Origin of the sequence: Sphingomonas sp. JC676, assembly GCF_014489075.1 — a bacterium.
Classification (GTDB): Bacteria; Pseudomonadota; Alphaproteobacteria; order Sphingomonadales; family Sphingomonadaceae; genus Sphingomonas.
This window is the reverse complement of record NZ_JACTGR010000001.1, coordinates 1,036,683-1,059,163: the sequence shown is the minus strand read 5'-3', so window position 1 is coordinate 1,059,163 and position 22,481 is coordinate 1,036,683. Positions and strand designations below refer to the sequence as shown.

Here is a 22,481-nt window from a genome sequence, read left to right as displayed (position 1 = left end):
TTGGCTCTGGGTCCCGGCTTTCGCCGGGATGACGGCACAGCAAAGCGATGAAGATCCGCATTCTCGGCTCCGGCACCTCGTCGGGCGTACCGCGGATCGGCAATGACTGGGGCGATTGCGACCCCTCCGAGCCGCGTAACCGTCGCCTGCGCGCCTCGGTGCTCGTCAGCAGCGCGACGACCAGGATCCTGGTCGATACCAGCCCGGACATGCGCGAGCAGCTGCTTGCCGCCGGCGTCAGCAATTTCGACGCGGTGTTGTGGACCCACGATCATGCCGATCATTGCCACGGCCTCGACGATCTCCGCCAGGTGATGCACGTCCGGCAAGGCGATCCGGTGCGGGGGCTCGCGCGGCCGTTCGCGATGGAGCAGCTCCAGCTGCGCTTCGCCTATGCCTTTTACGGCCGCACCGGTTATCGCGCGACCGTCGCACTCGAGGAGATGCCCGACAGCTTCCGGATCGGCGACATCCAGGTCCGCGTCGTCGATCAGCCGCACGGCGGCATAACCTCTGCCGGTCTCCGTTTTGAATGTAACGGAAAATCAATTGGTTATGCTACAGACTTCCACGAGATGACGAACGAGATGCGCGCGCTCTACCAGGGACTCGATCTCTGGGTAGTCGATGCGCTGCGCCGTGCGCCGCATCCCACGCACCCCAATCTTGATTCGGTGCTGGGCTGGATAGGGGAGCTGGCGCCGCGGCGTTCCACGCTGGTTCATATGGACAACAGCATGGATTATGCGAGGCTGGTGGCGGAACTGCCCGCGGGGGTCGAGCCGGGCTATGACGGCCTGGAGATGACGGCATGAACTCGAGCGACAGCGTCAACCTGATATGGCTGGTCGGCGCGATGGTATTGGTGGTCAGCGCGCTGTCGGTGCGGCGCATGTCGTTCGGCTTCGTCGCGCGGTCGATCGCGATCTGGGCGGTGATCATATTGGTCACCGTTGTTGCCGTCGCGCACCGGGGCCGGATCGGCGCGGTATTCGCGGCGGCGAGCGCGAGCCTGGGGCTCGACGATCAGCAGGTCCAGGGCAAGACGGTGCGCATCCGGATGAGCCCGGACGGCCATTTCTGGGCACGCGTCACGCTGAACGGTGTCGAGCGGCGGATGCTGGTCGACAGCGGTGCGACGATTACCGCGATATCGGATCGCACGGCACAGGCTGCAAACATCAGCGTCCATGATGGTTTGCCTGCAATCATCGAGACCGCGAATGGATCGGTCGCGGCGCGCCGCGGCACGATCGACGAGCTCGCCGTCGGGCCGCTCAAGACCCAGGATCTCGGCGTTGTCGTCGCGGAGAGCTTCGGCGATCTCGACGTACTCGGCATGAACTTCCTGTCGCGGCTGCACAGCTGGCGCGTCGAAGGCAATGTCCTGATCCTCGAGCCCAAGGCCCAGGCCGACGACGACGGCAGCGACGCGACCACCGATCCGGCGGGAGCCAGCCCGAACGGCCGTCCAGGCGCTCGAAAGGACCCATCCACGGGGAGAGAGGGCGCCGAACCCCGAAACCCCGATACTGAGGATGATTTTACATAATGTATATTATCGTCCTGATGGAAACCCCCTCCGCATGACTTTCGCAAACATCGAGCGTCTGGTTCGTATCATGGAGCGCCTCCGCGATCCGAAGACCGGCTGCGAATGGGATACCGTCCAGACCTTCGAGACGATCGCGCCTTACACGATCGAGGAAGCCTATGAGGTCGCCGACGCGATCCAGCGCGGCGACATGGCCGATCTCAAGGACGAGCTCGGCGACCTGCTGCTCCAGGTCATCTTCCACAGCCGCATGGCCGAGGAAGCCGGCCTGTTTGACCTGTCCGACGTCGCGGCCTCGATCAGCGACAAGATGGAGCGCCGCCACCCGCACATCTTCCTGGGCGCCACCGAGGGCGGGCATCACCTGTGGGAACAAATCAAGGCCGCAGAGCGGGGTGCCAAGGCCGGGAATACGGGCGCGCTGGATGGCGTGGCGCTCGGCCTCCCCGCCCTGCTCCGCGCCGAAAAGCTCCAGAAGCGCGCCGCGCGCACCGGCTTCGACTGGCCCGATCCCAGTGGCGCCCGCGCCAAGATCGACGAGGAGCTGGCCGAAGTCGAGGCGGCGGAGACGCCCGAGCACCGCGAAGAGGAAGTCGGCGATCTGCTCTTCGCGGTGGTCAATTGGGCGCGCAAGCTGGGCGTCGATCCCGAGGCCGCACTGCGGGCGGCTAACGCCAAGTTCGAGAGCCGTTTCAAGGCGATGGAGGCCGCAGATGGCCAATTCGCTGAGCGCAGTCTCGACGAACAGGAAATACTTTGGCGTACGGTAAAAGAGCGCAGCTAAGGGCGTTCACAAATGAAAGGTAGACTCTCATTCCGCCGGGCTGCTCGTCGGATATGAAAGCACCTAAGTCACTGCCTGTGACGCTTTATTAGAGAAATCACCATGCATCCGTTACGCAAATTGCGGGAATCCGGCAGCGCTACGCCGGCCCAGGTGAGCGTGTTGCTTGCCGAAAACGTCGTGTTCAACAGCCCGATCCTTGCGCGGTCGATCCAGGGGCGTGAAGCGATCGCGGCGATTTTTGCCCAGTCGAGCTCCACACGCGGTTCCGGTACCTACACGGCCGAATACAAGATCGATGAGCGGACCACCTTCCTACGCTGGGAGGGAACCATGGACGGCCACAAGATCGAGAGCCTGGAGATCATCGTGGATAACGAGCAGGGGCTGATAGTGGAGCGCACTATTGCCCTTCGACCATTTCCAGCGGTGAAACTGTTCCGCGACGCCATGTATGCAACGCTCAAGGACAAGCTGCCACCCGATGTCTGGGACTATCCGACGCAGGCCTGACCCTCAGATCAGCAGCGCCGGATCCTCGCCGCTGTCGAGCGAGTGCCCCGCGTCGCGCCACGATTTCATCCCCCCGTCCAGCGCCACCGCGCGCCGGAAACCGAGCTGACGCAAGGTAGCCGCCGCCAGGGTGGATATTTTGCCGAACTCGCAGACGGTCAGGATCTCCAGCGTCGGATCGGGAAAATTCTCATCGACCTTCATCTCGAGCTGACCTCGCGCCAGATGGCGGGCACCCGGAATATGCCCGCGCGCATAGGCGTCGCGCTCGCGCACGTCGAGCACCACGAAATCGTTGCGCCGTTCACCAATCCTTTCCGCCAGTTCGCTCAAAGACATGAAGGGCGTCCCTGCCGCGGCTTCCGCAAGCAGCTGGCGCACCGTCTTGCCGCCGGTCATGTTGGTGCGCAGCGCCTCGGTCAAATGCGTCGGCGCCGATAGGTTGAGGTTGCGCATCATCTCGACAAATTCGGCGCGATTGGTCTTCTGCAGCCTCGGGTTGGCGGCGAGCTCGGCCCCGATCGTCGTGCTACCCTGGCCCTTATAATCGTGCGCGGGAAAGACCTTGGTCTCGGGATCGATGCGCAGCAGCTTGCCGAACAGGCTGTCGTAGAGCTGGTCTGGATCGCCGGTCGGAAGGTCGGTCCGCCCGGTCCCGCCGATCAGCAGCGCGTCGCCGGTGAAGACGCGGTCCTCCACCTGCACCGACATCGAATCGCGGGTGTGGCCAGGCGTATGCAGCACGCGGAAGCGCAGATCGCCGACAGCAATCAGATGCCCGTCCTCGACGCGCATGTCGACATAGGGCGCGCTGCTGTCGCGGTGCATGACAATCAGCGCGCCGAGCCGTTCGCGAAGCTGCTGCGCTGCCGAGAAATGGTCCGCATGGGTATGCGTCTCGATGATGTAGCGGACCCGCAGGCCTTCGCGATTTGCGATCCCGACATAGCGGTCCGCCTGGTCGAGCGCCGGATCGATGATCACCGCGCTGCAGGTTGCTTCGCATCCCACGACATAGGATTGGCAGCCGCCGTCCGATATCTGCTGGAAGAACATCTCCACCCCCAGGGCTTGTCGCGATGTTCTCTACTCTAGCACGACCCGCTCAGGAGTTACGCATCTCGAACCGCTCGAAGTCACGTGGCGCCATCCGTACCTCGTAGACCGCGCGGTCGTCCTCGACCGACTGTTCCAGCACTTCGCCATGCTGGTGCAGCCAGGCAGCACCCGCGCCGTCCCCTGCATCCAGCTCGATCGTGTAGCGGCGATGCCCGTGGGTGAGTCGTGCCGCAACGGTGTCGATCAAGGCATCCACCCCTTCCCCGGTCACTGCGGAGATCGGCATGACGTCCTCGCGCTTGGCGGCATCATCCAGCAGCGCGGCGCGGTGGTCGTCGTCGAGCAGGTCGAGCTTGTTCCAAGCCTCGAAGCGTGGGGTCTCGGGCGCCACGCCGATTTCGCCCAGCACCTTCTCGACGTCGGCGCGCTGCGCTTCGCTGTCGGGATGCGCGATATCGCGGACATGGATGAGCAGGTCGGCCGACACGACCTCCTCCAGCGTCGCCTTGAACGCCGCGACGAGCTGGGTCGGCAGGTCTGAGACGAAACCCACCGTGTCGGACAGAATCGCCTTGTCGATTCCCGGCAGCTGGATCTGGCGGAGGGTCGGATCGAGCGTCGCGAAGAGCAGATTCTCCGCCATGACGTCAGCGCCGGTCAGGCGATTGAAAAGCGTGGACTTTCCGGCGTTGGTATAGCCGACCAGCGCGATTACCGGCCATGGCGCGCGCTGGCGTCGGTCGCGGTGCAGCGTGCGCGTGCGGCTGACCTGGTCGAGCTCCTTGCGCAGCCGGGCCATGCGGTCGCGGATCAGCCGGCGGTCGGCCTCGATCTGGGTTTCACCCGGGCCGCCGAGGAAGCCGAAGCCGCCGCGCTGCCGCTCAAGGTGGGTCCAGCTGCGCACCAGCCGGCCTGCCTGGTAATCGAGATGCGCCAGCTCGACCTGAAGCCGGCCTTCCGCAGTGCGTGCGCGCTCGCCGAATATCTCCAGGATAAGCCCGGTACGATCGATCACCTTGCAGCCGAGCGCGGTCTCGAGGTTGCGCTGCTGCACCGGAGTCAGCGCTGCGTCGAACACCGCCAGCTGGAGGTCCTCGTCGCGCACCGTCTCGGCCAGCGCCTCGACCTGCCCCGAGCCGATCAGCGTGCCTGGCTTTGGCTGGCGGAGCTTCACCGCGATCTTCTCACGAACCTCGACGCCGATCGCTGCGGCCAGGCCAGCCGTCTCCTCCAGCCGCGCTTCGGGATCGCGCGAGCTTGCGCCCATGTCCGGATAGACGACGAGCGCCCTTGCCCCGCGAGCGAATTCGTCGGGGTCGCGCTCGAAACCGGTGCTCATAAAATCACATCAATCTGCGTCGGAACCGTTGGTTTCCTCGGCGAGGTTCAGCGGGTGTGCGGGCTGGATCGTCGAGACGGCGTGCTTGTAGACGAGCTGTGCCATGCCTTCGCGCTGGAGCAGCATGCAGAACAGGTCGAACGCGGCGATATTGCCCTGGAGCATCACGCCGTTGACCAGGAACATCGTCACATTTTCCTGCGCCTTGCGCACGGCGTTGAGGAAGATTTCCTGCAATACCGGATTCTTGTGCTGATATTCTCCCGCCGCTTCGAGGAGCGCGGAGAGATCGACCGGGCCCGCCGGCATGATCGTTGAGATCGCATGCTTGTAGATGAGCTGCGACTGGCCATCGCGGCGCAGCAGCACCGAGAAATTGTCGAACCAGGTGACGATGCCCTGAAGCTTGACACCCTTGACCAGGAACATGGTCACAGGGACCTTGGAGCGACGCAGCGAATTGAGGAAAAGATCCTGAAGCGAGGTCTGCTTCTCTGCCATGCTATGGTCCTTCTATTCTTGGCGGGATCCTGTCCCGCGTCGCGCCGGTTCCCGGCGTCGGAGGCTGCACGCCACCTCGGCGTGCAGCGCGCGTTTTAAGGGTTTAGCGCGCGCCCGTCCATAGCGCCGGCTATTCGTCGCGCGTGTCGGTGATACCGAGCAGCTTGAGCTTGCGGTGCAGAGCCGAGCGCTCCATCCCGATGAAGCTCGCAGTGCGCGAGATGTTGCCCGAGAAGCGGCGGATCTGGACGCGCAGATATTCGCGCTCGAAGCTCTCCCGCGCCTCCTTGAGCGGCGATCCCATGATCGCGTTCGATCCCACGCCGCCCGCGCTCTCGTTCTGCCGGCCCAGAACCTCGGGGGGTAGCAGATCGATGTCGATCCGCCCGATCCGGTCGCCCGGCGCCAGGATCACGGTGCGCTCGACGACGTTGCGGAGCTGGCGGACATTGCCCGGCCATTCGTAGCTCTGCAGCGCGACCATCGCGTCGGGCGCGATCTCGGGCGTCGGCACGCGACGCTCGCTGGCATAATGCGCGACGAAATGCTCGACGAGCACGGGAATGTCCTCTCGCCGGTCGGTCAGCGGCGGGATCGCCACCGGGACGACGTTGAGCCGGTAGTAAAGATCCTCGCGGAAGCGCCCCGCGGCGATCTCGGCCATCAAGTCGCGCGCCGTGGCGGAGACGACGCGGACATCGACCTTGACGGTGCGCGTGCCCCCTACCCGGCTGAAGCTCTGGTCGGTCAGCACGCGCAAAATGCGCGCCTGGGTCGCCACCGGCATGTCGGCGATCTCGTCGAGAAACAAGGTGCCGCCATGCGCCTGTTCGAGCAGCCCGGTGCGGACCAGGTCGCCCCCCTCCTCGACGCCGAAGAGCTCCTCCTCGACACGCTCGGGCGTCATCCGTGCAGCGCTGACGATCACGAAGGGCGCGGTGGTGCGCTGGCTCCAGCCGTGGAGCAGCCGCGCCGCGACTTCCTTGCCCACACCCGGGCCGCCGGTGATCAGCACACGGCTACCGGTGGAGGCGACGCGCTTGAGCGTCGCGCGGACCGAATTGATCGCGCCCGAGCTGCCGGTCAGGTCGTTCTCGCGCCCCACCGAGGCGCGGAGCGACTTGACTTCCTGGCGAAGGCGATCGGTCTCGGTCGCGCGCTCGACCATCAGCAGCAGCCGTTCGGCCTCAAAGGGCTTCTCGATGAAGTCGGATGCACCGCGCCGGATCGCCGCTACCGCGGTGTCGAGATTGCCGTGCCCGGAAATCACCAGCACCGGAATCGACGAATCGCGCCGCTTGATCTCGTCGAGCAGCTCCAGCCCGTCGAGCCGCGATCCCTGGAGCCATACGTCGAGCAGCACCAGGCTCGGACGGCGCTCGGCGATGGCTTCCAGCGCCGCGGTGCTGTCGGCAGCGCCGCGGGTGGCATAGCCCTCGTCCTCGAGAACTCCCGCGACGAGCTCGCGAATGTCGCGCTCGTCGTCGACGACCAGAATATCGAGGCTCATGATGTACTTCCGGTTCGTGTAAGCGCCGCGGGCCGCGGGTCGCTGCTGTCTTGATCGGCGGTATCGGTGGCGAGGTTGTCGAGCGCCTGGGTGTCGAAGCAGATCGTCACCAGCGTGCCGCCCCCGGGCCGGTCCCCGAAGGCGATGGTGCCGAAATGCTCCTCGATGATCTTCTTGACGATCGCCAGGCCCAGCCCTGTGCCGCGGCTGCGCGTGGTCATATAAGGCTCGACGATACGGTCGCGCTCGATCGGCAGGCCCACGCCATTGTCGCCGACGGTGAGTACTACGCGGTGATCGCTTTCGGGCTCGATCGTCATGACGACATCGCCGTGCGGCAGCGCCTCCCCTTCCCCGCGCGCCTCGATCGCCTCGACCGCGTTCTTGATGACGTTGGTCAGTGCCTGGCCGATCTGGCGGCGGTCGCAAATCAGCGTCGGCGCGGGATCGGGCGCGTTGAATTCAAAGCGGATCGCCGGGTGCGCAACCTCGTGGAGGAACATTGCCTGGCGCGCGATGTCCATCAGCGACTCGCGGCGGAACAGCGGCTTCGGCATGCGCGCGAAGGACGAGAATTCGTCGACCATCCGCCTCAGGTCGCCCACCTGGCGGACGATCGTGTCGGTCAGCCGCGCGAACACCCCGTCGCTCGGGTCGATCTGCTTGCCATAACGCCGCTGGAGCCGCTCGGCGGCGAGCTGGATCGGCGTCAGCGGGTTCTTGATCTCGTGCGCGATCCGCCGCGCCACGTCGGACCAGGCGGCGCGGCGCTGGTCGAGCAATTGCTGGGTGATGTCGTCGAAGGTGAGGACCTTGCCCCCTTCGTCCGAGGTAATCTTGACCGCCAGTGTGCGTGCCTCGCCATTGGTGGTGATCTGCACCACCGCCTCGCGGTCGCTGCCGTCGAGCAAGGCATCGAGTTCGGGCGCGATCTCCGCCAGCGGCCGGCCGGCCGGATCCTCGTCGCTTCGCCGCAGCAGCGCCATCGCCGATGCGTTCATCAGCCGCACCGTATGATCGCCTGCAGTGGAGATGACGCCCGCGGATACGCCCGACATCACTGCCTCGATCAGCGCGCGGCGGCTCTCGATCTGTGCGTTGGCGCTGACCAGGGCGTTGTTCTGCGTTTCAAGGCGGGCGGTCATGAAATTGAAGGTGCTGCCGAGCGCCGCCACCTCGTCGCGCGATTTGGCCACCGGCACGCGCACCGAAAGGTCGCCGCCGGAGACCTGCCGCGCCGCCGCGACCAGCTCGTTCAACGGCCGCACAAGACGATCGGCGACCGTGATCGCAATGAAGACCACCACGCCAATCACGATCAGCGAGATCACCAGCAACGCGATGTTGAACCGGATCTGCAGCGATCGGGTACGGCTGAGCAGCGAGCCATAGTCGCTCAGCACCGCCCGCGCGCGGTCCATGCGCTGGGACATTTCCTTCGCGCCCACCTCCCGGGTGGCATAAAGGAGCAGGTCGGTCCCCAGCACGCGGGTCAGCGAATAGGTGCGCTGCGCATTGGTGCCGACCACACTTTGCGAGGTGCCCTGCAACTTGCGGATATCGCTGAATTCGATGTCCTGCATCGGATTGCGGTCCGAATTCTTGACGATCGCGATCGTGTGGATCTCGCCATTCGGAGTCACGGTGAACAACACGGCATTCGAAAGACTGCGCTGGTAGACGTCCTGCACGAAGGTCGTGGTGAATTGGGTGCTGTCTGGCTCCAAGCGATATTCGAGGAGCATGCGGCGCATGTCGTTGGCCATGGCGACATTCTCGTTGTCGACATAGCTCATCATCTGCGTGTACGATTCTTTGGCGAGCTGCTGCGAATTGTCGATCATCGCGCGCGTCCGTGGCGAGAACCAGAATTCCGCCCCATATTGGAACAGTAGCGACGCGATCACCGCGAGCAGCACCGTGGGGACGCTCGCCAGAGTCGAGAAGATCGCCACCAGCCGGACATGCAGTTGCCCCTCGCCGCCCGCGGGCGATCGCGCCGCCCTGCGCTTCGCCACGCGCCGGCCGAGCAGCACGATCAGCGCACCGCAGGCGAGTAGGTTGGCAACGAGCAGCAGCGCAACCAGCGGCGGCGTGAGCAGCCGCTCCGGCGAGTCGCGCCCACTGATCAGGAGATAAGTGCCGATGGCGATCGCGACGGCGAGCGCCAGTACGCCGAGTTCCATCGCAGGCGTGACGCCAAACCGGCGCCCAGGGGGCGTCAATTCGGCAATCGGCTCGGAAACGGCATCCATCGTTGCTGGAATACAACGCAATTGTTGCCCAGAAAACACATAATATGTGTCAATTTGTCGCTATTCGACGTCGTCCTGGCGGCTGCCCAGATCGATCCCCAGCGTATCGAGCCGCTTGCGCAGCGTATTGCGGTTGATGCCGAGCGCGCGCGCGGCGCGGAGCTGGTTGTGCTGGTGCCGTGCCAGCATCGCCTCGATCAGCGGGCGCTCCACCTCGCCAATGATGCGGTCGTAGAGCGTGCCGTCGTCGAGCGCTGCGGGTTCCTCGATCGCGATCCGCTCGAGTCGCGCGCGCACCGCGGCCTCGATCCCCGCATCGCCGACCGCGGGCATGGCGGCATTGGTCTCGCCAAGCGCCCGGCGGATCGTCGCGGCATCGATCCACTCGTCGCGCGAAAGCGCCGCGATCCGCCGCATCAGATTCTCGAGCTGGCGGACATTGCCTGGCCAGTCGAACGCCTCGAGCACCGCGACCGCGTCGCGATCAAGCTGCTTGCGGGGTAGTCCGTCCTCGGCGGCGCGATCGAGGAAATGGCGCGCCAGCAGTGCCACATCCTGGCGCCGCTCGCGCAGCGCCGGCAGCGCCACCGGCACGACGTTGAGGCGGTAGAAGAGATCCTCGCGGAACTGGCCGGCCTGGACGAGCTGGCTCAGATCCTTGTTGGTCGCGGCGACGATGCGCACGTCCGCGCGGATCGTCCGAGCACCGCCCACGGTGGTGAATTCGCCCGATTGCAGCACGCGCAGCAGCCGCGTCTGCGCGTCCATCGGCATGTCGCCGATCTCGTCGAGGAACAAAGTGCCCCCCGTCGCCTGTTCGAACTTGCCCGCCACCCGCGCCGCGGCGCCGGTAAAGGCGCCGCGCTCGTGCCCGAACAGCTCCGCCTCGATCAGCTCGCGCGGGATCGCGGCCATGTTGAGCGCCACGAACGGCGCGCGGCGGCGCGGCCCCAGTTCGTGGATCGCGCTGGCGACCAGCTCCTTGCCGGTGCCCGATTCGCCGGAGATCAGCACGGTCAGGTCGTTCGAGACGACCCGCGCGATCACGCGATAGACTTCCTGCATCGCCGGAGAGCGGCCGATCAGCGACGTGCCCGCGCCGACATCCGCCTCGGGCTGATCCATGGGCTGGCGACGCCCCTTCGCCATCGCGCCGCGCACCGCCTGGGCCAGCACGTCGAGATCGAACGGCTTAGGCAGATAGTCGAACGCGCCCACCTCGGTCGCGCGCACCGCCGTCGCCAGCGTGTTCTGCGCCGAGAAGATGATCACCGGCAGCGCCGGATGCTCGGCCATCAGCGAGGCGACGAGATCGAGCCCGTTGCCGTCGGGCAGCACCACATCGGTCACCAGCACGTCCGGGAGGCCATTCAGCAGAGCGCGCCGCAGCTCCGCGACGCTGGCGGCGGTGATCACGCGATGCCCCTCGCGCTTGAGCGCGGCGGCAACGACCGTGCGGATCGCGCTGTCGTCGTCGACGACCAGCACCGAACCGGGCGCGTTCATGCGCTGGCCCTGGGGAGCAGAATGCGGAACACCGTGACCTCCGGTTCGCGCTCGCGCGCATATTGAACGATGCCACCCATGTCGCGGACCAGCTTCTCGACCAGCGGGAGCCCCAGCCCCTGCCCCTCTGGCTTACCCGAGACGAACGGCTCGAACAGGTGCTCGGCGATGTCCTGAGGGGCACCCGGGCCGTTGTCGACAACGAGTATCTCGATCGGCAGCGGCTGGCGCGGGCGCCCGGGGGAGGTGCTGATCGACATGCCGTGGCGATAGGCGGTCGAGAGCGTGATGCGCGGCTGGGCCAGCCCTGAAAGCGCTTCGGCGGCGTTCTTGAGCAGGTTGAGCAGCACCTGGAGGAACGCGTCCGGATCGACCAGGACGGGCGGCAGCGAGGGATCGAACCTTTCCTCGATAACCATGCCGCGCGCAAACCCCGCCAGCGCCACGCGCCGGGCATGGTCGAGCAAGGGATAGACATTGGTCGGCGCCAGCTTGAGCGGCCGCGTGTCGGTGAAATCCTGCATCCGGTCGATCAGTGCGACGATGCGGTCGACCTCGGTGGTGATGAGCTCGGTCAGTTCGGCCTCGCTCTCACCGCTGCCACTGCCGAGCAGCTGGGCGGCACCGCGGATGCCCGAAAGCGGGTTCTTGATCTCGTGCGCTAGCATCGCCGCTGCGCCCACCGCGGCACGCGCGCCCGCGGTGCGGTCAGCGCCTTGCGCGATACGGCGCGACTGCGGGGCGTGGTGCAGCGTCACGATGCGCCAGCCGGGATGATCGGCGACCAGGGTTTCGACGAAATCGACGCGAATGCGCGGTCCGCGGACCGCCTCGATCTCGGTATCGAAGGCGGCGAAGCCATGGCCGTCACGCCGCTCGGCATAGTCGGCGGGTGGAGAGAGCACCGCGTCATAGGGCTGCCCGACCATCGTCTTTTCGCTATGGTTCAGCAGAATTTCGCAAGCCGCGTTCGCCCGGGCAATACGCCCATCAGGATCGATCACCAGCACCGCGACCGGCAGCGCGCCAAACAGCTCGACAAAACCGGGGCCGGTGATTGCCTCAGTCTTGGCGCGCCGCAAGGCGGCGGTCAGGCCGCCGCGCGGGAAAGCCATGGCGCGTAGAATTCGGCGAGCATGTCGAGCACGACCCTGGGGTCGGCCTGCTGGTTCACCTTGTTGCGGAACTCGGCCGAGCCGTGGATGCCCTTGGTGTACCAACCGATATGCTTGCGCATCATGTTGACGCCAACCTCGTTCCCATAATGGGTGAGAGTGTCAATATAATGCTCTGTAATTACACGATATTGGTCTTCGAGCGACGGATCGGGACGTTCGCCCTTGCCGCTCAGCCCGTCCATCATCTGCTTGAGGATCCAGGGCCGACCATAAGCGCCGCGGCCGATCATGACGCCATCGGCACCCGACTGGCGCAGCGCCTCGCGCGCGTCGTCGATCGTGCAGATGTCGCCATTGGCGATCACCGGGATCGAGACGGCTTCCTTGACGCGGGCGATGAACGCCCAGTCGGCGGAGCCCTTGTACATCTGGTTGCGGGTGCGGCCATGCACCGTGATCATCTGGGCGCCGAGATCCTGCGCGATGCGCGCAAGCTCGGGAGCGTTGAGGCTGTCATGGTCCCAGCCCATCCGCATCTTGACGGTGACTGGCACCTTGACCGCCTTGACGCACGCTTCGATCAACGCCGCGGCAACCTTGAGGTCGCGCATCAGCGCCGATCCGGCATCGCCGCTCGTCACCTTGCGAACCGGGCAGCCCATGTTGATGTCGACGATCGCGGCGCCGCGCTCTTCGCTCAGCTTCGCCGCCTCGCCCATTTCATGGGGTGTGCAGCCGACCAGCTGCATCGAGACCGGATCCTCGATCGGATCCCAGGCGAATTTCTGCATCGACTGGCGGGTTTCGCGAATGGCGGCCTGGCTCGCGACCATCTCGGTGACGTTGAGGCCCGAACCATAGCGCCGCACGACGCGACGAAACGGCAGGTCGGTCACGCCCGTCATGGGCGCGAGCAGCACCGGCTCGTCGATCCGCACCGGACCGATCTGGATGGGGGCGAGTATAGTCATGATCTGCCTGAAAAATAGGCAATGGCGCCTAGCTTCACAAGCGGCGATTGGCAAGCTGGGAGAGTTTACAGTCCCGACGCCGAAGTTGGCGATGGTTGCGGGCGGCTTGTGTCGCGACGGCCGTCCACATTCATCCAAGGTGAAGGGAGTGCCCGGCTTTTCCGCGGAGTCGGCGTAGCGCCAGCGGACGGACCATCCGCCGAAGTTGGCACCGGTTCGCGCCAGGCGTCAGGATATGATTGATATCATGCCCGAAAACATGCGCTGACTATTGCTTCTACCTTGTCAAAGAGCGGGGTCATCCATTGGGTGACGAGAAAAGGGTGATGGGGCATTTCCTACAAGTCCAGCCCTCCATTTCCCCCGTCACCCCGGCGAAAGCCGGGGCCCAGAGCCAAGCAAGGCACCGCTCGTGACTCTGGATCCCGGCTTTCGCCGGGATGACGAAGGACGGAGTGTGACGGGACGAAAGAGCGCGCGGGGCCCTACCCTGGCTCCCTCAGTTGCGGTACGCGCGCATGATGACCAAGCCGAGAACCGCCGCGCTCCTCGTCGCCGCTGGCAGCGGCACCCGTGCGGGTGGCTCGGTTCCCAAGCAGTTCGCCGCGCTCGCCGGCAAGCCGATGCTGGCGCACAGCCATGCCGCGCTGGCCGCGCATCCGGCCATCCACGAGGTTCTTGTCGTGATCGGCGAAGGCCAGGAAGCGGCGCTCGAAGCCGCGCTTGGTCCGGTGCGCTTTGTGATCGGTGGAAGCAGCCGGCGCGAGTCCGTACGCAACGGCCTGGAAGCGCTGGACGGGTTCGACCGGGTGCTGATCCACGATGCCGCGCGACCCTTCCTCAACCCCACCGTGATCGACGCGCTCTGCCGCGCGCTTGACGAGCATGAAGGTGCCCTCCCCGCCCTTCCGGTCGCCGATACGCTGGCGCGCGGTGCCGACACGCTGGGCGAGACCATGCCCCGCGACGGCTTGTTGCGGATCCAGACACCGCAAGCCTTCCGCTATGCGACGATCCTCGCAGCGCATCGCGCCTGGCCCGAGGATCGCGAGGCCACCGACGACGCGCAGATGGTCCGCGCCCTGGGCCATGACGTCGTGATCGTCCCCGGAGACCCGATGCTCGAGAAGATCACGCACCGCGCCGACTTCGCCGCCGCCGAGGCGCGCCATGCGGCGTCGCTGCGCGTCCGTACCGCCCAGGGCTTCGACGTCCACCGTTTCGCCGAGGGCGAGGAGCTGTGGCTCGGCGGCATCCGCATACCGCACTCCAAGGGGCTCTCAGGCCATAGCGACGCCGATGTCGCGCTCCACGCGATCACCGATGCCCTGCTCGGCACGATCGGCGCGGGCGATATCGGCATGCATTTCCCACCGAGCGATCCGAAATGGCGCGGCGCCGCATCGGCGCGCTTCCTCGAACATGCCGCCTCGCTGCTCGCCGCGCAGGGTGGCGCGATCGACTTCATCGACCTCACCCTGATCTGCGAGGCCCCCAAGATCGGGCCGCACCGCGAGGCGATCCGCGCCAGCGTCGCAGGCATTCTCGGCCTTCCCGAGAGCCGCATCAGCGTAAAGGCGACCACGACCGAACGCCTGGGCTTCACCGGCCGCGGCGAAGGCATGGCGGCGCAGGCGATAGCCACCGTGCGAATGCCGGAAACGAACTGACTCGCTTCGTTAACACGACGGTGGCAAACGCCCCTCCACCATGGACACGATTCTCCCGTCTGTACTGATCGAGGCAGCCCGCAAGGTGCTCGACGCCAATCGCGCCGCGGGCCGCCGCATCGCGGTGGCCGAAAGCTGCACCGGCGGGCTGGTCAGCGCGGCACTCACCGAAATCCCCGGCTCCTCCGACGTGTTCGAGGCCGGGTTCGTCACCTATTCGAACGAAGCCAAGCACGACGTGCTCAAGGTCAGCACCGACGTTCTGGAGACCTTCGGCTCGGTATCGATCGCCGTTGCCTGGAGCATGGCGCAGGGTGCGCTCCACAACACCCAGGCCGATATCGCGGTCGCGATCACCGGCATCGCCGGCCCGGACGGCGGCAGCGAGAAGAAGCCGGTCGGCACGGTGGTGTTCGCCCAGGCCGAGCGTGGCGCCGATCCGCAGCACATCGTGGCGGACGCGCGGCTGCTGGAGAATAACGGTCGCGGCGGCGTGCGCCTTCAGGCGGCTCTGTGCGCGCTCGAACTGCTGATGCCGGGCGCGCCCTCGTCGGACGATGCGGTCGAGGAATCGGCGTAGAGCTTCGCGGCGCGCTCCTCGAACGCGCCGATCATCTTCCTGAGCGCGCGATCGAACACCTGGCCGGCCAGCATCTCGAACACGCGGTTCTTGAAGGCGAAATCGACACAGAAATCGACCAGGCAGCCGCCCTTGCCGTCCGGCCGGAACTTCCAGTCATTGTTGAGGTGTTTGAGGGGGCCCTCGAGATAATCGACGCGGATATGCTCGGGCCGTACCTTCTCGACCTTCGAGGTGAAGGTCTCGCGCAGCCCCTTGAAGCCGACGATCATGTCGGCGACCATCGCGGTGTCGCTGTTCGAGCGCACCCGGATCGCGCCCACCCAGGGCAGGAATTCGGGGTAGCGCGCGACGTCCGCCACCAGATCGAACATCTGTTCGGGGGTATAAGGCAGATGCCGCGTCTCGAAATGCTTGGGCATCAGGCGGTGACGGCGGCCTTGGCCAGCTTGGCCGCGCGGGCCTCGCGCATCTTCGCGAAATCGTCGCCGGCGTGATAGCTCGACCGCGTCAGCGGCGACGAGGCGACCAGCAGGAAGCCCTTCGCGCGGGCGATCGCGCCATAGGCCTGGAAGCCTGCGGGAGGCACGAACTCCTCGACCTTGGCGTGGCGTGGGGTCGGCTGGAGATACTGGCCCATTGTCAGGAAATCGATGTCGGCCGAGCGCATGTCGTCCATCACCTGGTGCACTTCGAGCCGTTGCTCGCCCAGCCCCAGCATGATGCCCGACTTGGTGAAGATCGACGGATCGAGCTTCTTGACCGTCTCGAGCAACCGGATCGAGGCATAATAGCGCGCGCCCGGGCGGATCGTCGGATAGAGCCTCGGGACGGTCTCGAGATTGTGGTTGTAGACGTCTGGCCGTGCCGCGACGATCATCTCGACCGCCGCCTCGTGCTTGTTGCGGAAATCGGGGGTGAGGATCTCGATCGTCGTGGTCGGGTTCGACTTGCGGATCGCCTCGATCACCTTGACGAACTGCTTGGCGCCGCCATCGGGCAGATCGTCTCGGTCGACCGAGGTGACGACGATATGCTGGAGGCCCATCTGCGCCGCGGCATCGGCGACATTGTTAGGCTCCATCGGATCGACGGCGCGCGGCATGCCCGTCTTGACGTTGCAGAAGGCGCAGGCGCGCGTGCACGTGTCGCCCAGGATCATCACCGTCGCGTGCTTCTTCGACCAGCACTCGCCGATATTCGGACAGGCCGCTTCCTCGCACACCGTGGTAAGGCTTTTCGAGCGCATCAGCTCGCGCGTGGCGGCGAAGCCGGCAGAGGTTGGCGCCTTGACGCGGATCCAGTCGGGCTTGCGCTGGCGTTCCGGCCGCGGGAGCGGAGTCAGATCGTTCATAAGGGGGCAGATAGAGGCGCGCGGCGCGTTTCGCCAGCCCTGCATGCGCAACCGCGATGCCCGAAAACGAAAGAGGCGGAGCCGGCATTGCCGACCCCGCCCCTTTTCCTATCCCCGAAGGGAGCCATTCAGGCTGCGAAGGCAACCTTGGTACGGCGCGTGCGCATCGCGGCACCGGCCAGGCCGAAGCCGCCGATCAGCATGCCCCAGGCTGCCGGCTCAGGCACGCCACCCGGCGTTGCCGAGTTGATCGTGATCGCGGCGAAGGCGACCTGGTTGGCCGAACCGCCGAAATCGACCGAAAGGGCGGTACCTGCGAAGGATACGCCGATCGGCACGAACGGGCAGAAGCCGCCGCCGCCGCAAGCCGGATCACCCGGCATGCTGGGCGTCACGGGAAGGTTGAGCGTCGCCAGCAGCGTGCCGGTGCCGTTCAGGCCCGAATAAACGTTGACGAACGCGGGGTTGTTGACCGCGCTGTAGAAGAACGAGAAGCCGGTGTTGAAGCCGCCCGCGACGTTCATCGTCGATGCTGCGCCGGTGAGGAAGAACAGCAGGTTGCCGCCCGTCGGCAGGCCTCCCGAATTGCATGAACCGCCCGGCTGGACGCTGCATGCGATCGCGTTGTTCGAGAAGCTGATGCCATAGTTGGCGCCGGGACCCGAGCCGAGGCTGCCGGTGCCGCCATTATAATATTCCAGGACGAGTTCCTGGGCGTCGCCATTCAGGCCGGCGAAGTTGAGCGACTGGGCGCTCGCCGGAGCCGCAGCAGCCACGGCAAGCAGCGTGCCCGCAAGAGCAATAGCAAGTTTCATGTGAAGTCCCCTCGTTAACTTAATTCGAACTGCCCAAAAGGCAGTGGCTTTTTGCGACCAGATTCAGTGTTTTATTTTTATTGTCTCACATGTGACGATAGAAAGAATCTATCACCGCATATGTAAGAACAGGTCGTGACAAAGCCCGCGAAGTAGTCATGACGAATCAATGACAACGAAGGATAAGCCCGGCAATACTGCATTGTTTAATACATTTTTAAACATCCATAAAGATTTCATCGAGGATAAAGTCTCGATTTGACGCATGTTTTCTTGCCATGGGTCGATAGTCCGGATTCTTGTCCCGGTGCGCCCGGCCGGCGTGACAAGCGATCGGCCTGCGGCTAATTCGCCCGCATGGCAGGCTTCGACACACTTCTCTCCGGCTATCACCGCTTCCGCGAAACCGGCTGGAGCTCGCAGCGCGCGCGCTGGGCCGAACTATCCGAGGGGCAGAGCCCCCGTGCGATGGTGATCGCCTGCTCGGACAGCCGGGTCGATCCCGCGCAGATATTCGATACCTCGCCGGGCGAGATCTTCGTGGTGCGCAACGTCGCCAATCTCGTGCCGCCATTCGAGCTCGACGGGCAGCGCCACGGCGTGTCGGCTGCGCTCGAATTCGCGGTCACCCAGCTCGAGGTCAGCGATATCATCGTATTGGGGCATGGCGCGTGCGGCGGCGTCAGCGCCGCGCTGTCGCGCCGCTTCGAGGGCAAGCCGCCGGGCGCGGGCGGCTTCATCGCGCATTGGGTCGACATGCTCGACGAGGCACGCGATCGCATCGTCGCCGAGCTCGGGACCGGCCCCGAGGCGGTGCATGCGCTCGAACTCGAGACGGTGCGCGTCTCGCTCGCCAATCTGCGCACCTTCCCCTGCATCCCGGAGCGCGAGGCTGAGGGCAAGCTCAGGCTGCACGGCGCCTATTTCGCCATCGCCGACGGCCTGCTCCACGTCATGGACGAGGCGGGGAACTTCGGCCCGGCCTGAACTGGTGTCAGGCGGCGTTCCGCACGCTGGTTAGCGGCGCCATATAGGGGGCGCCCATCGGAAAGCGAGGGTCCGTCGCCGCGACGAGCGGATTGCTATCGGTGCGTCCGAGCAGTTCGCTGAGCGCGGCGGCGAGCAGCGCGCGGCTGCGGATCGCCACCAGGCGGGGACGCTCGGCGCCAAGCACCTCGCGCAGACGACGGTCATCCGCCGCGGCAGCGATCAGTGCATCGACCGCGCGTGCGGCCGCACCGCTTGGAAGATCGCGCCGGGCGGCTTGCGTCGCCGGAACCGACAGCACTAGCGCGCCGCGAAAAATCTGTGTCCGCATGACTTGCTCCTGGTCCTTGCTTGGCTGAAGCAAAGACCCGGCGCCGCCCGCACGACAATCGCGCTGCTACGAAGATGCTGCCGATGCGTCGTCCGGCACGACGAAACTGCGAAAAGTCAGCCGAGCGCCTTGCGCGCGGCCTTCTCTACCTCGGGGTCCAGCGGAGGCGCCTCCATCGGCACATGCTGCTCCAGCCGATCGGCGATCGCGGTCAGTGCGGCGATGCGCGCCGCCTTCTTGTCGTTGCCGTCGATCACGATCCAGGGCGCGGTCTTGGTATCGGTCTCGCGGAACATGTCATGCATCGCATCGAGATAGTCGGCGCGCTTCGCCCGGTTGCGATAATCCTCGAGCCCGGTCTTCCAGCGCTTCCATGGATGCTCCAGCCGGTCGCGCAGGCGCTTGTCCTGCGTCTCCTGCGTCACATGGAGGAAGACCTTGACCAGGGTGGTGGCGGTCCCCGCCTGCTGCTTCTCGAAATCGTTGATCTCAGCATAGCCGCGCTTCCACTCGGCCTCGCTGGCAAAGCCCTCGACCCGCTCGACCAGCACGCGACCGTACCAACTGCGGTCGAATACCGCGATGCTGTGCTGCGCGGGGAGCCGTCGCCAGAACCGCCAGAGAAAATGATGCGCCTTTTCCTCGTCGGTCGGAGCGGAGATCGGCCAGACCTCGAAATAGCGCGGGTCCCATTCGCCGGTGAGGCGCTTGATGACCCCGCCCTTCCCCGCCGCGTCCCAACCCTCGAACAGGATCACTGCGCGGCGCCGGTGGACGATGTGCGCGGTCTGGATGTGGCTCAGCCGCTTCTGTAGCTTGGCGAGCGCCTCGTCATAGTCGCCGTCGAAATGCGCGCCATCTTCATAGTCGCCGAGATCAATCGCCATTACCGTCTCCTTGCAGCCTCCTCCCTGCGGCCTCTCTCGCACGGCGCGTCCGCCATGGGCAATGGCGACGAGAGTGCGACGAAGGTGCGACGAGAGAAACGTGCGCTAATTGACGATAGCGTAACGATAATCTTAATCAGCACCGGTCGGCGGGGGTGCGTCGTCACCATCTGAAAACCTGGCAGGGGGATGCCGTCTCGATCGTATCGGGCGCGGGCGACTGGTCATGCCCGTCTTCCGCAGCGACGCGATGTGGCGCGCGCATCCGCCTGCTGCCCCAAGAGGAGCGCATATGAAGTCCAAATTCCTGAAAGCGTCGGCGGCAATGCTCGCCTTCGCCCTCTCCACCATCCCGGCCGATGCCGCGACCCTGCTCGGCCAGACGATCAAGGCCGGCTGGCGGCTGCCCAACGAGAATGCGCCGTTCGCCTTCGGCTTTTCGACCCCGGGCAACATCTTCACCGTCGGCAACGGGGTCGAGGGCGAGGCCCAGCTCTCCGCGATCCGCTTTCTGGTCGATTTCAGCGATCGTTCGGCGACCTTCACCTTCCTGACCAACGCGCTGTTCTCGACCTATGCGTTCAACGGCATCGTCTTCGATCAGCAGAATGGCGGGTTGTTCACCGACATCGACTCGATCACCGGTATCGCTGCAAACCGCGTGAGCAACACCGGCAATCGCCTGGCGATCAATTTCGCGGGCGCGAAGTTCAACGCGGGCGACAAGATCGTCGTCAACTTCGCTTCGGGCGTGCCCGAGCCGGCGAGCTGGGGCATGTTGCTGATCGGCGTCGGCGGACTCGGCGGCGCGATGCGGATGCGCCGCGACCGCGCCGTGCTCCAGCACGCCTGAGAGGACGTCCGTGCCCGGTCAATGCCGGGCACGGAAGGTCCTTATTGTGGGGTGACGCCCGGCGCCAGCCGGATGTGCAGCTCCTTGAGCTGCTTGTCGTTCACGAACGAGGGCGCCTGCATCATCAGGTCCTCGGCCTTCTGGGTCATCGGGAAGGTGATGACCTCGCGGATGTTCGGCTCGTCGGCCAGCAGCATCACGATGCGGTCGACGCCCGGCGCCGAGCCGCCGTGCGGCGGGGCACCGAACTTGAAGGCGTTGATCATGCCCGCGAAGTTGGTGTCGACTTCGTGCTGGGTGTAGCCGGCGATCTCGAACGCCTTGTACATGATCTCCGGACGGTGGTTCCGGATCGCGCCCGAGCTCAGCTCCACGCCGTTGCAGACGATGTCGTACTGGTAGGCCAGGATATCGAGCGGGTTCTTGCTCTCCAGCGCCTCAAGCTCGCCCTGCGGCATGCTGAAGGGGTTGTGGCTGAAATCGATCTTGCCGGTATCCTCGTCCGCCTCGAACATCGGGAAATCGACGATCCAGCAGAATTCGAAGCGCGCGCTATCGATCAGCTCGAGCTGCTCGCCTGCGCGGGTGCGCGCCAGCCCGGCGAGCTTGGCCGCCTGTGCTTCCTTGCCCGCGGCGAAGAAGATGCCGTCGTTCGGACCCAGGCCGAGCGCATCGGCGATCGCCTTCATGCCCTCCTGGCCATGGTTGTTGGCGATCGGGCCGCCGAACACGCCGTCCTTCTGCGTCGCATAGCCGAGACCGGGGAACCCCTCAGACTGCGCCCAGGCGTTCATGTCGTCGAAGAATTTCCGGCTCTTCTCGTGTGTGTTGGGCGCCGGGATCGCGCGGACCACATCGCCCGCCTCGACCATCGAGGCGAAGCGGCTGAAGCCCGAGCCCTTGAAGTGCTCGGAGACGTCGGTGATCAGGATCGGGTTGCGCAGGTCGGGCTTGTCGTTGCCGTACTTGAGCATCGATTCCCGATAGGGAATCCGCTTGAACGGCAGCGGCGAGACGCTGCGGCCCTTGCCTTCCCAGTCGGCGAATTCCTCGAACACGCCGTGGAGCACAGGCTCGATCGCCGCGAACACATCGTCTTGCGTGACGAAGCTCATCTCGAAATCGAGCTGGTAGAATTCGCCCGGCGATCGATCGGCACGCGCGTCCTCGTCGCGGAAGCAGGGCGCGATCTGGAAATATTTGTCGAAGCCCGCGACCATCAGCAGCTGCTTGAACATCTGCGGCGCCTGCGGAAGCGCGTAGAATCTGCCCGGATGGACGCGGCTGGGCACCAGATAGTCGCGCGCGCCCTCGGGGCTGGATGCGGTCAGGATCGGTGTCTGGAACTCGGTGAAGCCCTGGCCGATCATCCGGCGGCGCAGCGACGCGATGACGTTCGAGCGTAGCAGGATGTTCTTGTGGAGCCGCTCGCGGCGCAGATCGAGATAGCGGTAGCGGAGGCGGATTTCCTCCGGATATTCGGCATCGCCGAACACCGGCATCGGCAGCTCGTGCGCCGCCGACTGGACCGAGACCTGCGCCGCGCGCACTTCGATCGCGCCGGTCGGCAAGTTCGGGTTCACCGCGGCGGGATCGCGCGCAATGACGTTGCCGGTCACCGTCACCACTGACTCGCTGCGCAGCGACTCGATGGCGGCGAAGGCCGGGCCGCTGACGTCGGTGACGATCTGGGTGATGCCGTAATGGTCGCGCAGATCGATGAAGACCAGGTCGCCATGGTCGCGCTTGCGATGCACCCAGCCCGACAGGCGAACCTCCTGGCCGACATGTTCGGCACGGAGTTCTACGCAATTATGGGTACGATAGGCGTGCATGGCTTCCGACTTTTCTGAGGAGAGCCGGCAACACCCAATCACAGACCTATTGTCAAGC

22 protein-coding genes are annotated in these 22,481 nt (G+C 65.4%); 8 read left to right on the top strand and 14 right to left on the bottom strand.

What is annotated here, in order from left to right; translation table 11 throughout:
• Positions 1-47: 47 nt before the first annotated feature.
• The 4 genes from IAG41_RS04995 to IAG41_RS04980 all read left to right on the top strand — a co-directional run bounded on the left by IAG41_RS04995 (position 48) and on the right by IAG41_RS04980 (position 2,852).
• A complete protein-coding gene (locus tag IAG41_RS04995) occupies positions 48-815 on the top strand; it encodes an MBL fold metallo-hydrolase (protein WP_187727433.1) in 768 nt (255 codons plus the stop codon).
• Positions 812-1,552 carry a TIGR02281 family clan AA aspartic protease gene (locus IAG41_RS04990; RefSeq protein ID WP_187727432.1) on the top strand — a complete coding sequence of 247 codons (741 nt, stop codon included), beginning with the start codon at positions 812-814 and terminating at the stop codon, positions 1,550-1,552. Before IAG41_RS04995 ends, IAG41_RS04990 begins: the two co-directional genes overlap by 4 nt.
• A gap of 34 nt (positions 1,553-1,586) precedes the next feature.
• On the top strand, positions 1,587-2,339 hold the full coding sequence (gene mazG / locus IAG41_RS04985) for a nucleoside triphosphate pyrophosphohydrolase (RefSeq protein WP_187727431.1): 753 nt from the start codon (positions 1,587-1,589) through the stop codon (positions 2,337-2,339).
• A gap of 102 nt (positions 2,340-2,441) precedes the next feature.
• Positions 2,442-2,852 carry a hypothetical protein gene (locus IAG41_RS04980; RefSeq protein ID WP_187727430.1) on the top strand — a complete coding sequence of 137 codons (411 nt, stop codon included), beginning with the start codon at positions 2,442-2,444 and terminating at the stop codon, positions 2,850-2,852.
• A 3-nt stretch (positions 2,853-2,855) separates the two neighbouring features.
• Here IAG41_RS04980 and IAG41_RS04975 read toward each other — a convergent pair whose 3' ends face one another.
• From IAG41_RS04975 to dusB, 8 genes are all read right to left on the bottom strand, one after another.
• A complete protein-coding gene (locus IAG41_RS04975; RefSeq protein ID WP_187727429.1) occupies positions 2,856-3,908 on the bottom strand; it encodes an MBL fold metallo-hydrolase in 1,053 nt (350 codons plus the stop codon).
• 49 nt (positions 3,909-3,957) lie between these two features.
• Positions 3,958-5,250 (bottom strand): GTPase HflX, encoded by a 1,293-nt coding sequence (gene hflX / locus IAG41_RS04970; RefSeq protein WP_187727428.1) that lies wholly within the window; start codon positions 5,248-5,250, stop codon positions 3,958-3,960.
• Positions 5,251-5,259: 9 nt separating this feature from the next.
• Complete coding sequence (gene hfq / locus IAG41_RS04965; RefSeq protein ID WP_187727427.1) at positions 5,260-5,751, bottom strand: RNA chaperone Hfq; 492 nt, start codon at positions 5,749-5,751, stop codon at positions 5,260-5,262.
• 130 nt (positions 5,752-5,881) lie between these two features.
• Positions 5,882-7,261: a sigma-54-dependent transcriptional regulator gene (locus IAG41_RS04960; RefSeq protein WP_187727426.1), complete on the bottom strand. Its 1,380-nt coding sequence runs from the start codon at positions 7,259-7,261 to the stop codon at positions 5,882-5,884.
• Positions 7,258-9,447 carry a sensor histidine kinase NtrY-like gene (locus IAG41_RS04955; RefSeq protein ID WP_262408449.1) on the bottom strand — a complete coding sequence of 730 codons (2,190 nt, stop codon included), beginning with the start codon at positions 9,445-9,447 and terminating at the stop codon, positions 7,258-7,260. Before IAG41_RS04955 ends, IAG41_RS04960 begins: the two co-directional genes overlap by 4 nt.
• A gap of 129 nt (positions 9,448-9,576) precedes the next feature.
• Positions 9,577-11,022 (bottom strand): nitrogen regulation protein NR(I), encoded by a 1,446-nt coding sequence (ntrC, locus tag IAG41_RS04950; RefSeq protein WP_187727425.1) that lies wholly within the window; start codon positions 11,020-11,022, stop codon positions 9,577-9,579.
• Positions 11,019-12,137, bottom strand: coding sequence for a two-component system sensor histidine kinase NtrB (locus IAG41_RS04945; protein WP_187727424.1), 1,119 nt, complete (start codon positions 12,135-12,137; stop codon positions 11,019-11,021). Before IAG41_RS04945 ends, ntrC begins: the two co-directional genes overlap by 4 nt.
• Entirely contained in the window at positions 12,113-13,111 is a 999-nt protein-coding gene (dusB, locus tag IAG41_RS04940; RefSeq protein ID WP_187727423.1) for a tRNA dihydrouridine synthase DusB, read from the bottom strand. Before dusB ends, IAG41_RS04945 begins: the two co-directional genes overlap by 25 nt.
• A 521-nt stretch (positions 13,112-13,632) precedes the next feature.
• On the opposite strand from dusB, the gene IAG41_RS04935 reads away from it, so the two are divergent.
• Complete coding sequence (locus tag IAG41_RS04935; RefSeq protein ID WP_187727422.1) at positions 13,633-14,781, top strand: bifunctional 2-C-methyl-D-erythritol 4-phosphate cytidylyltransferase/2-C-methyl-D-erythritol 2,4-cyclodiphosphate synthase; 1,149 nt, start codon at positions 13,633-13,635, stop codon at positions 14,779-14,781.
• Positions 14,782-14,821: 40 nt separating this feature from the next.
• Positions 14,822-15,361: a CinA family protein gene (locus IAG41_RS04930; RefSeq protein WP_187727421.1), complete on the top strand. Its 540-nt coding sequence runs from the start codon at positions 14,822-14,824 to the stop codon at positions 15,359-15,361.
• Here the strand turns inward: IAG41_RS04930 and IAG41_RS04925 are convergent.
• The 3 genes from IAG41_RS04925 to IAG41_RS23105 all read right to left on the bottom strand — a co-directional run bounded on the left by IAG41_RS04925 (position 15,283) and on the right by IAG41_RS23105 (position 17,530).
• Positions 15,283-15,783 carry a type II toxin-antitoxin system RatA family toxin gene (locus IAG41_RS04925; protein WP_187727420.1) on the bottom strand — a complete coding sequence of 167 codons (501 nt, stop codon included), beginning with the start codon at positions 15,781-15,783 and terminating at the stop codon, positions 15,283-15,285. The genes IAG41_RS04930 and IAG41_RS04925 overlap by 79 nt on opposite strands.
• Entirely contained in the window at positions 15,783-16,715 is a 933-nt protein-coding gene (lipA, locus tag IAG41_RS04920; RefSeq protein WP_187727419.1) for a lipoyl synthase, read from the bottom strand. The genes IAG41_RS04925 and lipA overlap by 1 nt, the downstream gene beginning before the upstream one ends.
• Positions 16,716-16,843: 128 nt before the next feature.
• Positions 16,844-17,530 carry a PEPxxWA-CTERM sorting domain-containing protein gene (locus IAG41_RS23105; RefSeq protein ID WP_262408448.1) on the bottom strand — a complete coding sequence of 229 codons (687 nt, stop codon included), beginning with the start codon at positions 17,528-17,530 and terminating at the stop codon, positions 16,844-16,846.
• A 357-nt stretch (positions 17,531-17,887) separates the two neighbouring features.
• On the opposite strand from IAG41_RS23105, the gene IAG41_RS04910 reads away from it, so the two are divergent.
• Positions 17,888-18,517 carry a carbonic anhydrase gene (locus IAG41_RS04910; RefSeq protein WP_187727418.1) on the top strand — a complete coding sequence of 210 codons (630 nt, stop codon included), beginning with the start codon at positions 17,888-17,890 and terminating at the stop codon, positions 18,515-18,517.
• Between the two features lie 7 nt (positions 18,518-18,524).
• Here IAG41_RS04910 and IAG41_RS04905 read toward each other — a convergent pair whose 3' ends face one another.
• Positions 18,525-18,848 carry a hypothetical protein gene (locus tag IAG41_RS04905; protein WP_187727417.1) on the bottom strand — a complete coding sequence of 108 codons (324 nt, stop codon included), beginning with the start codon at positions 18,846-18,848 and terminating at the stop codon, positions 18,525-18,527.
• Between the two features lie 116 nt (positions 18,849-18,964).
• Positions 18,965-19,735: a polyphosphate kinase 2 family protein gene (locus IAG41_RS04900; protein ID WP_187727416.1), complete on the bottom strand. Its 771-nt coding sequence runs from the start codon at positions 19,733-19,735 to the stop codon at positions 18,965-18,967.
• A 292-nt stretch (positions 19,736-20,027) separates the two neighbouring features.
• Between IAG41_RS04900 and IAG41_RS04895 the strand changes: the two genes are divergently transcribed.
• On the top strand, positions 20,028-20,588 hold the full coding sequence (locus IAG41_RS04895) for a PEP-CTERM sorting domain-containing protein (protein WP_187727415.1): 561 nt from the start codon (positions 20,028-20,030) through the stop codon (positions 20,586-20,588).
• 41 nt (positions 20,589-20,629) lie between these two features.
• Here IAG41_RS04895 and aspS read toward each other — a convergent pair whose 3' ends face one another.
• The gene (aspS, locus tag IAG41_RS04890; protein WP_187727414.1) at positions 20,630-22,423 is read right to left on the bottom strand and encodes an aspartate--tRNA ligase; all 1,794 of its coding nucleotides are present in this window, start codon (positions 22,421-22,423) and stop codon (positions 20,630-20,632) included.
• Positions 22,424-22,481: the final 58 nt, after the last annotated feature.

Bases quoted from the DNA above. Each gene is read 5' to 3' on its own strand.
- IAG41_RS04955 (WP_262408449.1), bottom strand. From the start codon at position 9,447: ATGGAACTCGGCGTACTGGCGCTCGCCGTCGCGATCGCCATCGGCACT.
- IAG41_RS04925 (WP_187727420.1), bottom strand. From the start codon at position 15,783: ATGCCCAAGCATTTCGAGACGCGGCATCTGCCTTATACCCCCGAACAG.
- hflX (WP_187727428.1), bottom strand. From the start codon at position 5,250: ATGAGCACCGGTTTCGAGCGCGACCCCGACGAATTCGCTCGCGGGGCA.
- aspS (WP_187727414.1), bottom strand. From the start codon at position 22,423: ATGCACGCCTATCGTACCCATAATTGCGTAGAACTCCGTGCCGAACAT.
- IAG41_RS04905 (WP_187727417.1), bottom strand. From the start codon at position 18,848: ATGCGGACACAGATTTTTCGCGGCGCGCTAGTGCTGTCGGTTCCGGCG.
- IAG41_RS04995 (WP_187727433.1), top strand. From the start codon at position 48: ATGAAGATCCGCATTCTCGGCTCCGGCACCTCGTCGGGCGTACCGCGG.
- dusB (WP_187727423.1), bottom strand. From the start codon at position 13,111: ATGACTATACTCGCCCCCATCCAGATCGGTCCGGTGCGGATCGACGAG.
- ntrC (WP_187727425.1), bottom strand. From the start codon at position 11,022: ATGAACGCGCCCGGTTCGGTGCTGGTCGTCGACGACGACAGCGCGATC.
- mazG (WP_187727431.1), top strand. From the start codon at position 1,587: ATGACTTTCGCAAACATCGAGCGTCTGGTTCGTATCATGGAGCGCCTC.
- IAG41_RS04960 (WP_187727426.1), bottom strand. From the start codon at position 7,261: ATGAGCCTCGATATTCTGGTCGTCGACGACGAGCGCGACATTCGCGAG.
- IAG41_RS04910 (WP_187727418.1), top strand. From the start codon at position 17,888: ATGGCAGGCTTCGACACACTTCTCTCCGGCTATCACCGCTTCCGCGAA.
- lipA (WP_187727419.1), bottom strand. From the start codon at position 16,715: ATGAACGATCTGACTCCGCTCCCGCGGCCGGAACGCCAGCGCAAGCCC.
- IAG41_RS04975 (WP_187727429.1), bottom strand. From the start codon at position 3,908: ATGTTCTTCCAGCAGATATCGGACGGCGGCTGCCAATCCTATGTCGTG.
- IAG41_RS04935 (WP_187727422.1), top strand. From the start codon at position 13,633: ATGACCAAGCCGAGAACCGCCGCGCTCCTCGTCGCCGCTGGCAGCGGC.
- IAG41_RS04895 (WP_187727415.1), top strand. From the start codon at position 20,028: ATGAAGTCCAAATTCCTGAAAGCGTCGGCGGCAATGCTCGCCTTCGCC.
- IAG41_RS04990 (WP_187727432.1), top strand. From the start codon at position 812: ATGAACTCGAGCGACAGCGTCAACCTGATATGGCTGGTCGGCGCGATG.
- IAG41_RS04900 (WP_187727416.1), bottom strand. From the start codon at position 19,735: ATGGCGATTGATCTCGGCGACTATGAAGATGGCGCGCATTTCGACGGC.
- hfq (WP_187727427.1), bottom strand. From the start codon at position 5,751: ATGGCAGAGAAGCAGACCTCGCTTCAGGATCTTTTCCTCAATTCGCTG.
- IAG41_RS04980 (WP_187727430.1), top strand. From the start codon at position 2,442: ATGCATCCGTTACGCAAATTGCGGGAATCCGGCAGCGCTACGCCGGCC.
- IAG41_RS04930 (WP_187727421.1), top strand. From the start codon at position 14,822: ATGGACACGATTCTCCCGTCTGTACTGATCGAGGCAGCCCGCAAGGTG.
- IAG41_RS23105 (WP_262408448.1), bottom strand. From the start codon at position 17,530: ATGAAACTTGCTATTGCTCTTGCGGGCACGCTGCTTGCCGTGGCTGCT.
- IAG41_RS04945 (WP_187727424.1), bottom strand. From the start codon at position 12,137: ATGGCTTTCCCGCGCGGCGGCCTGACCGCCGCCTTGCGGCGCGCCAAG.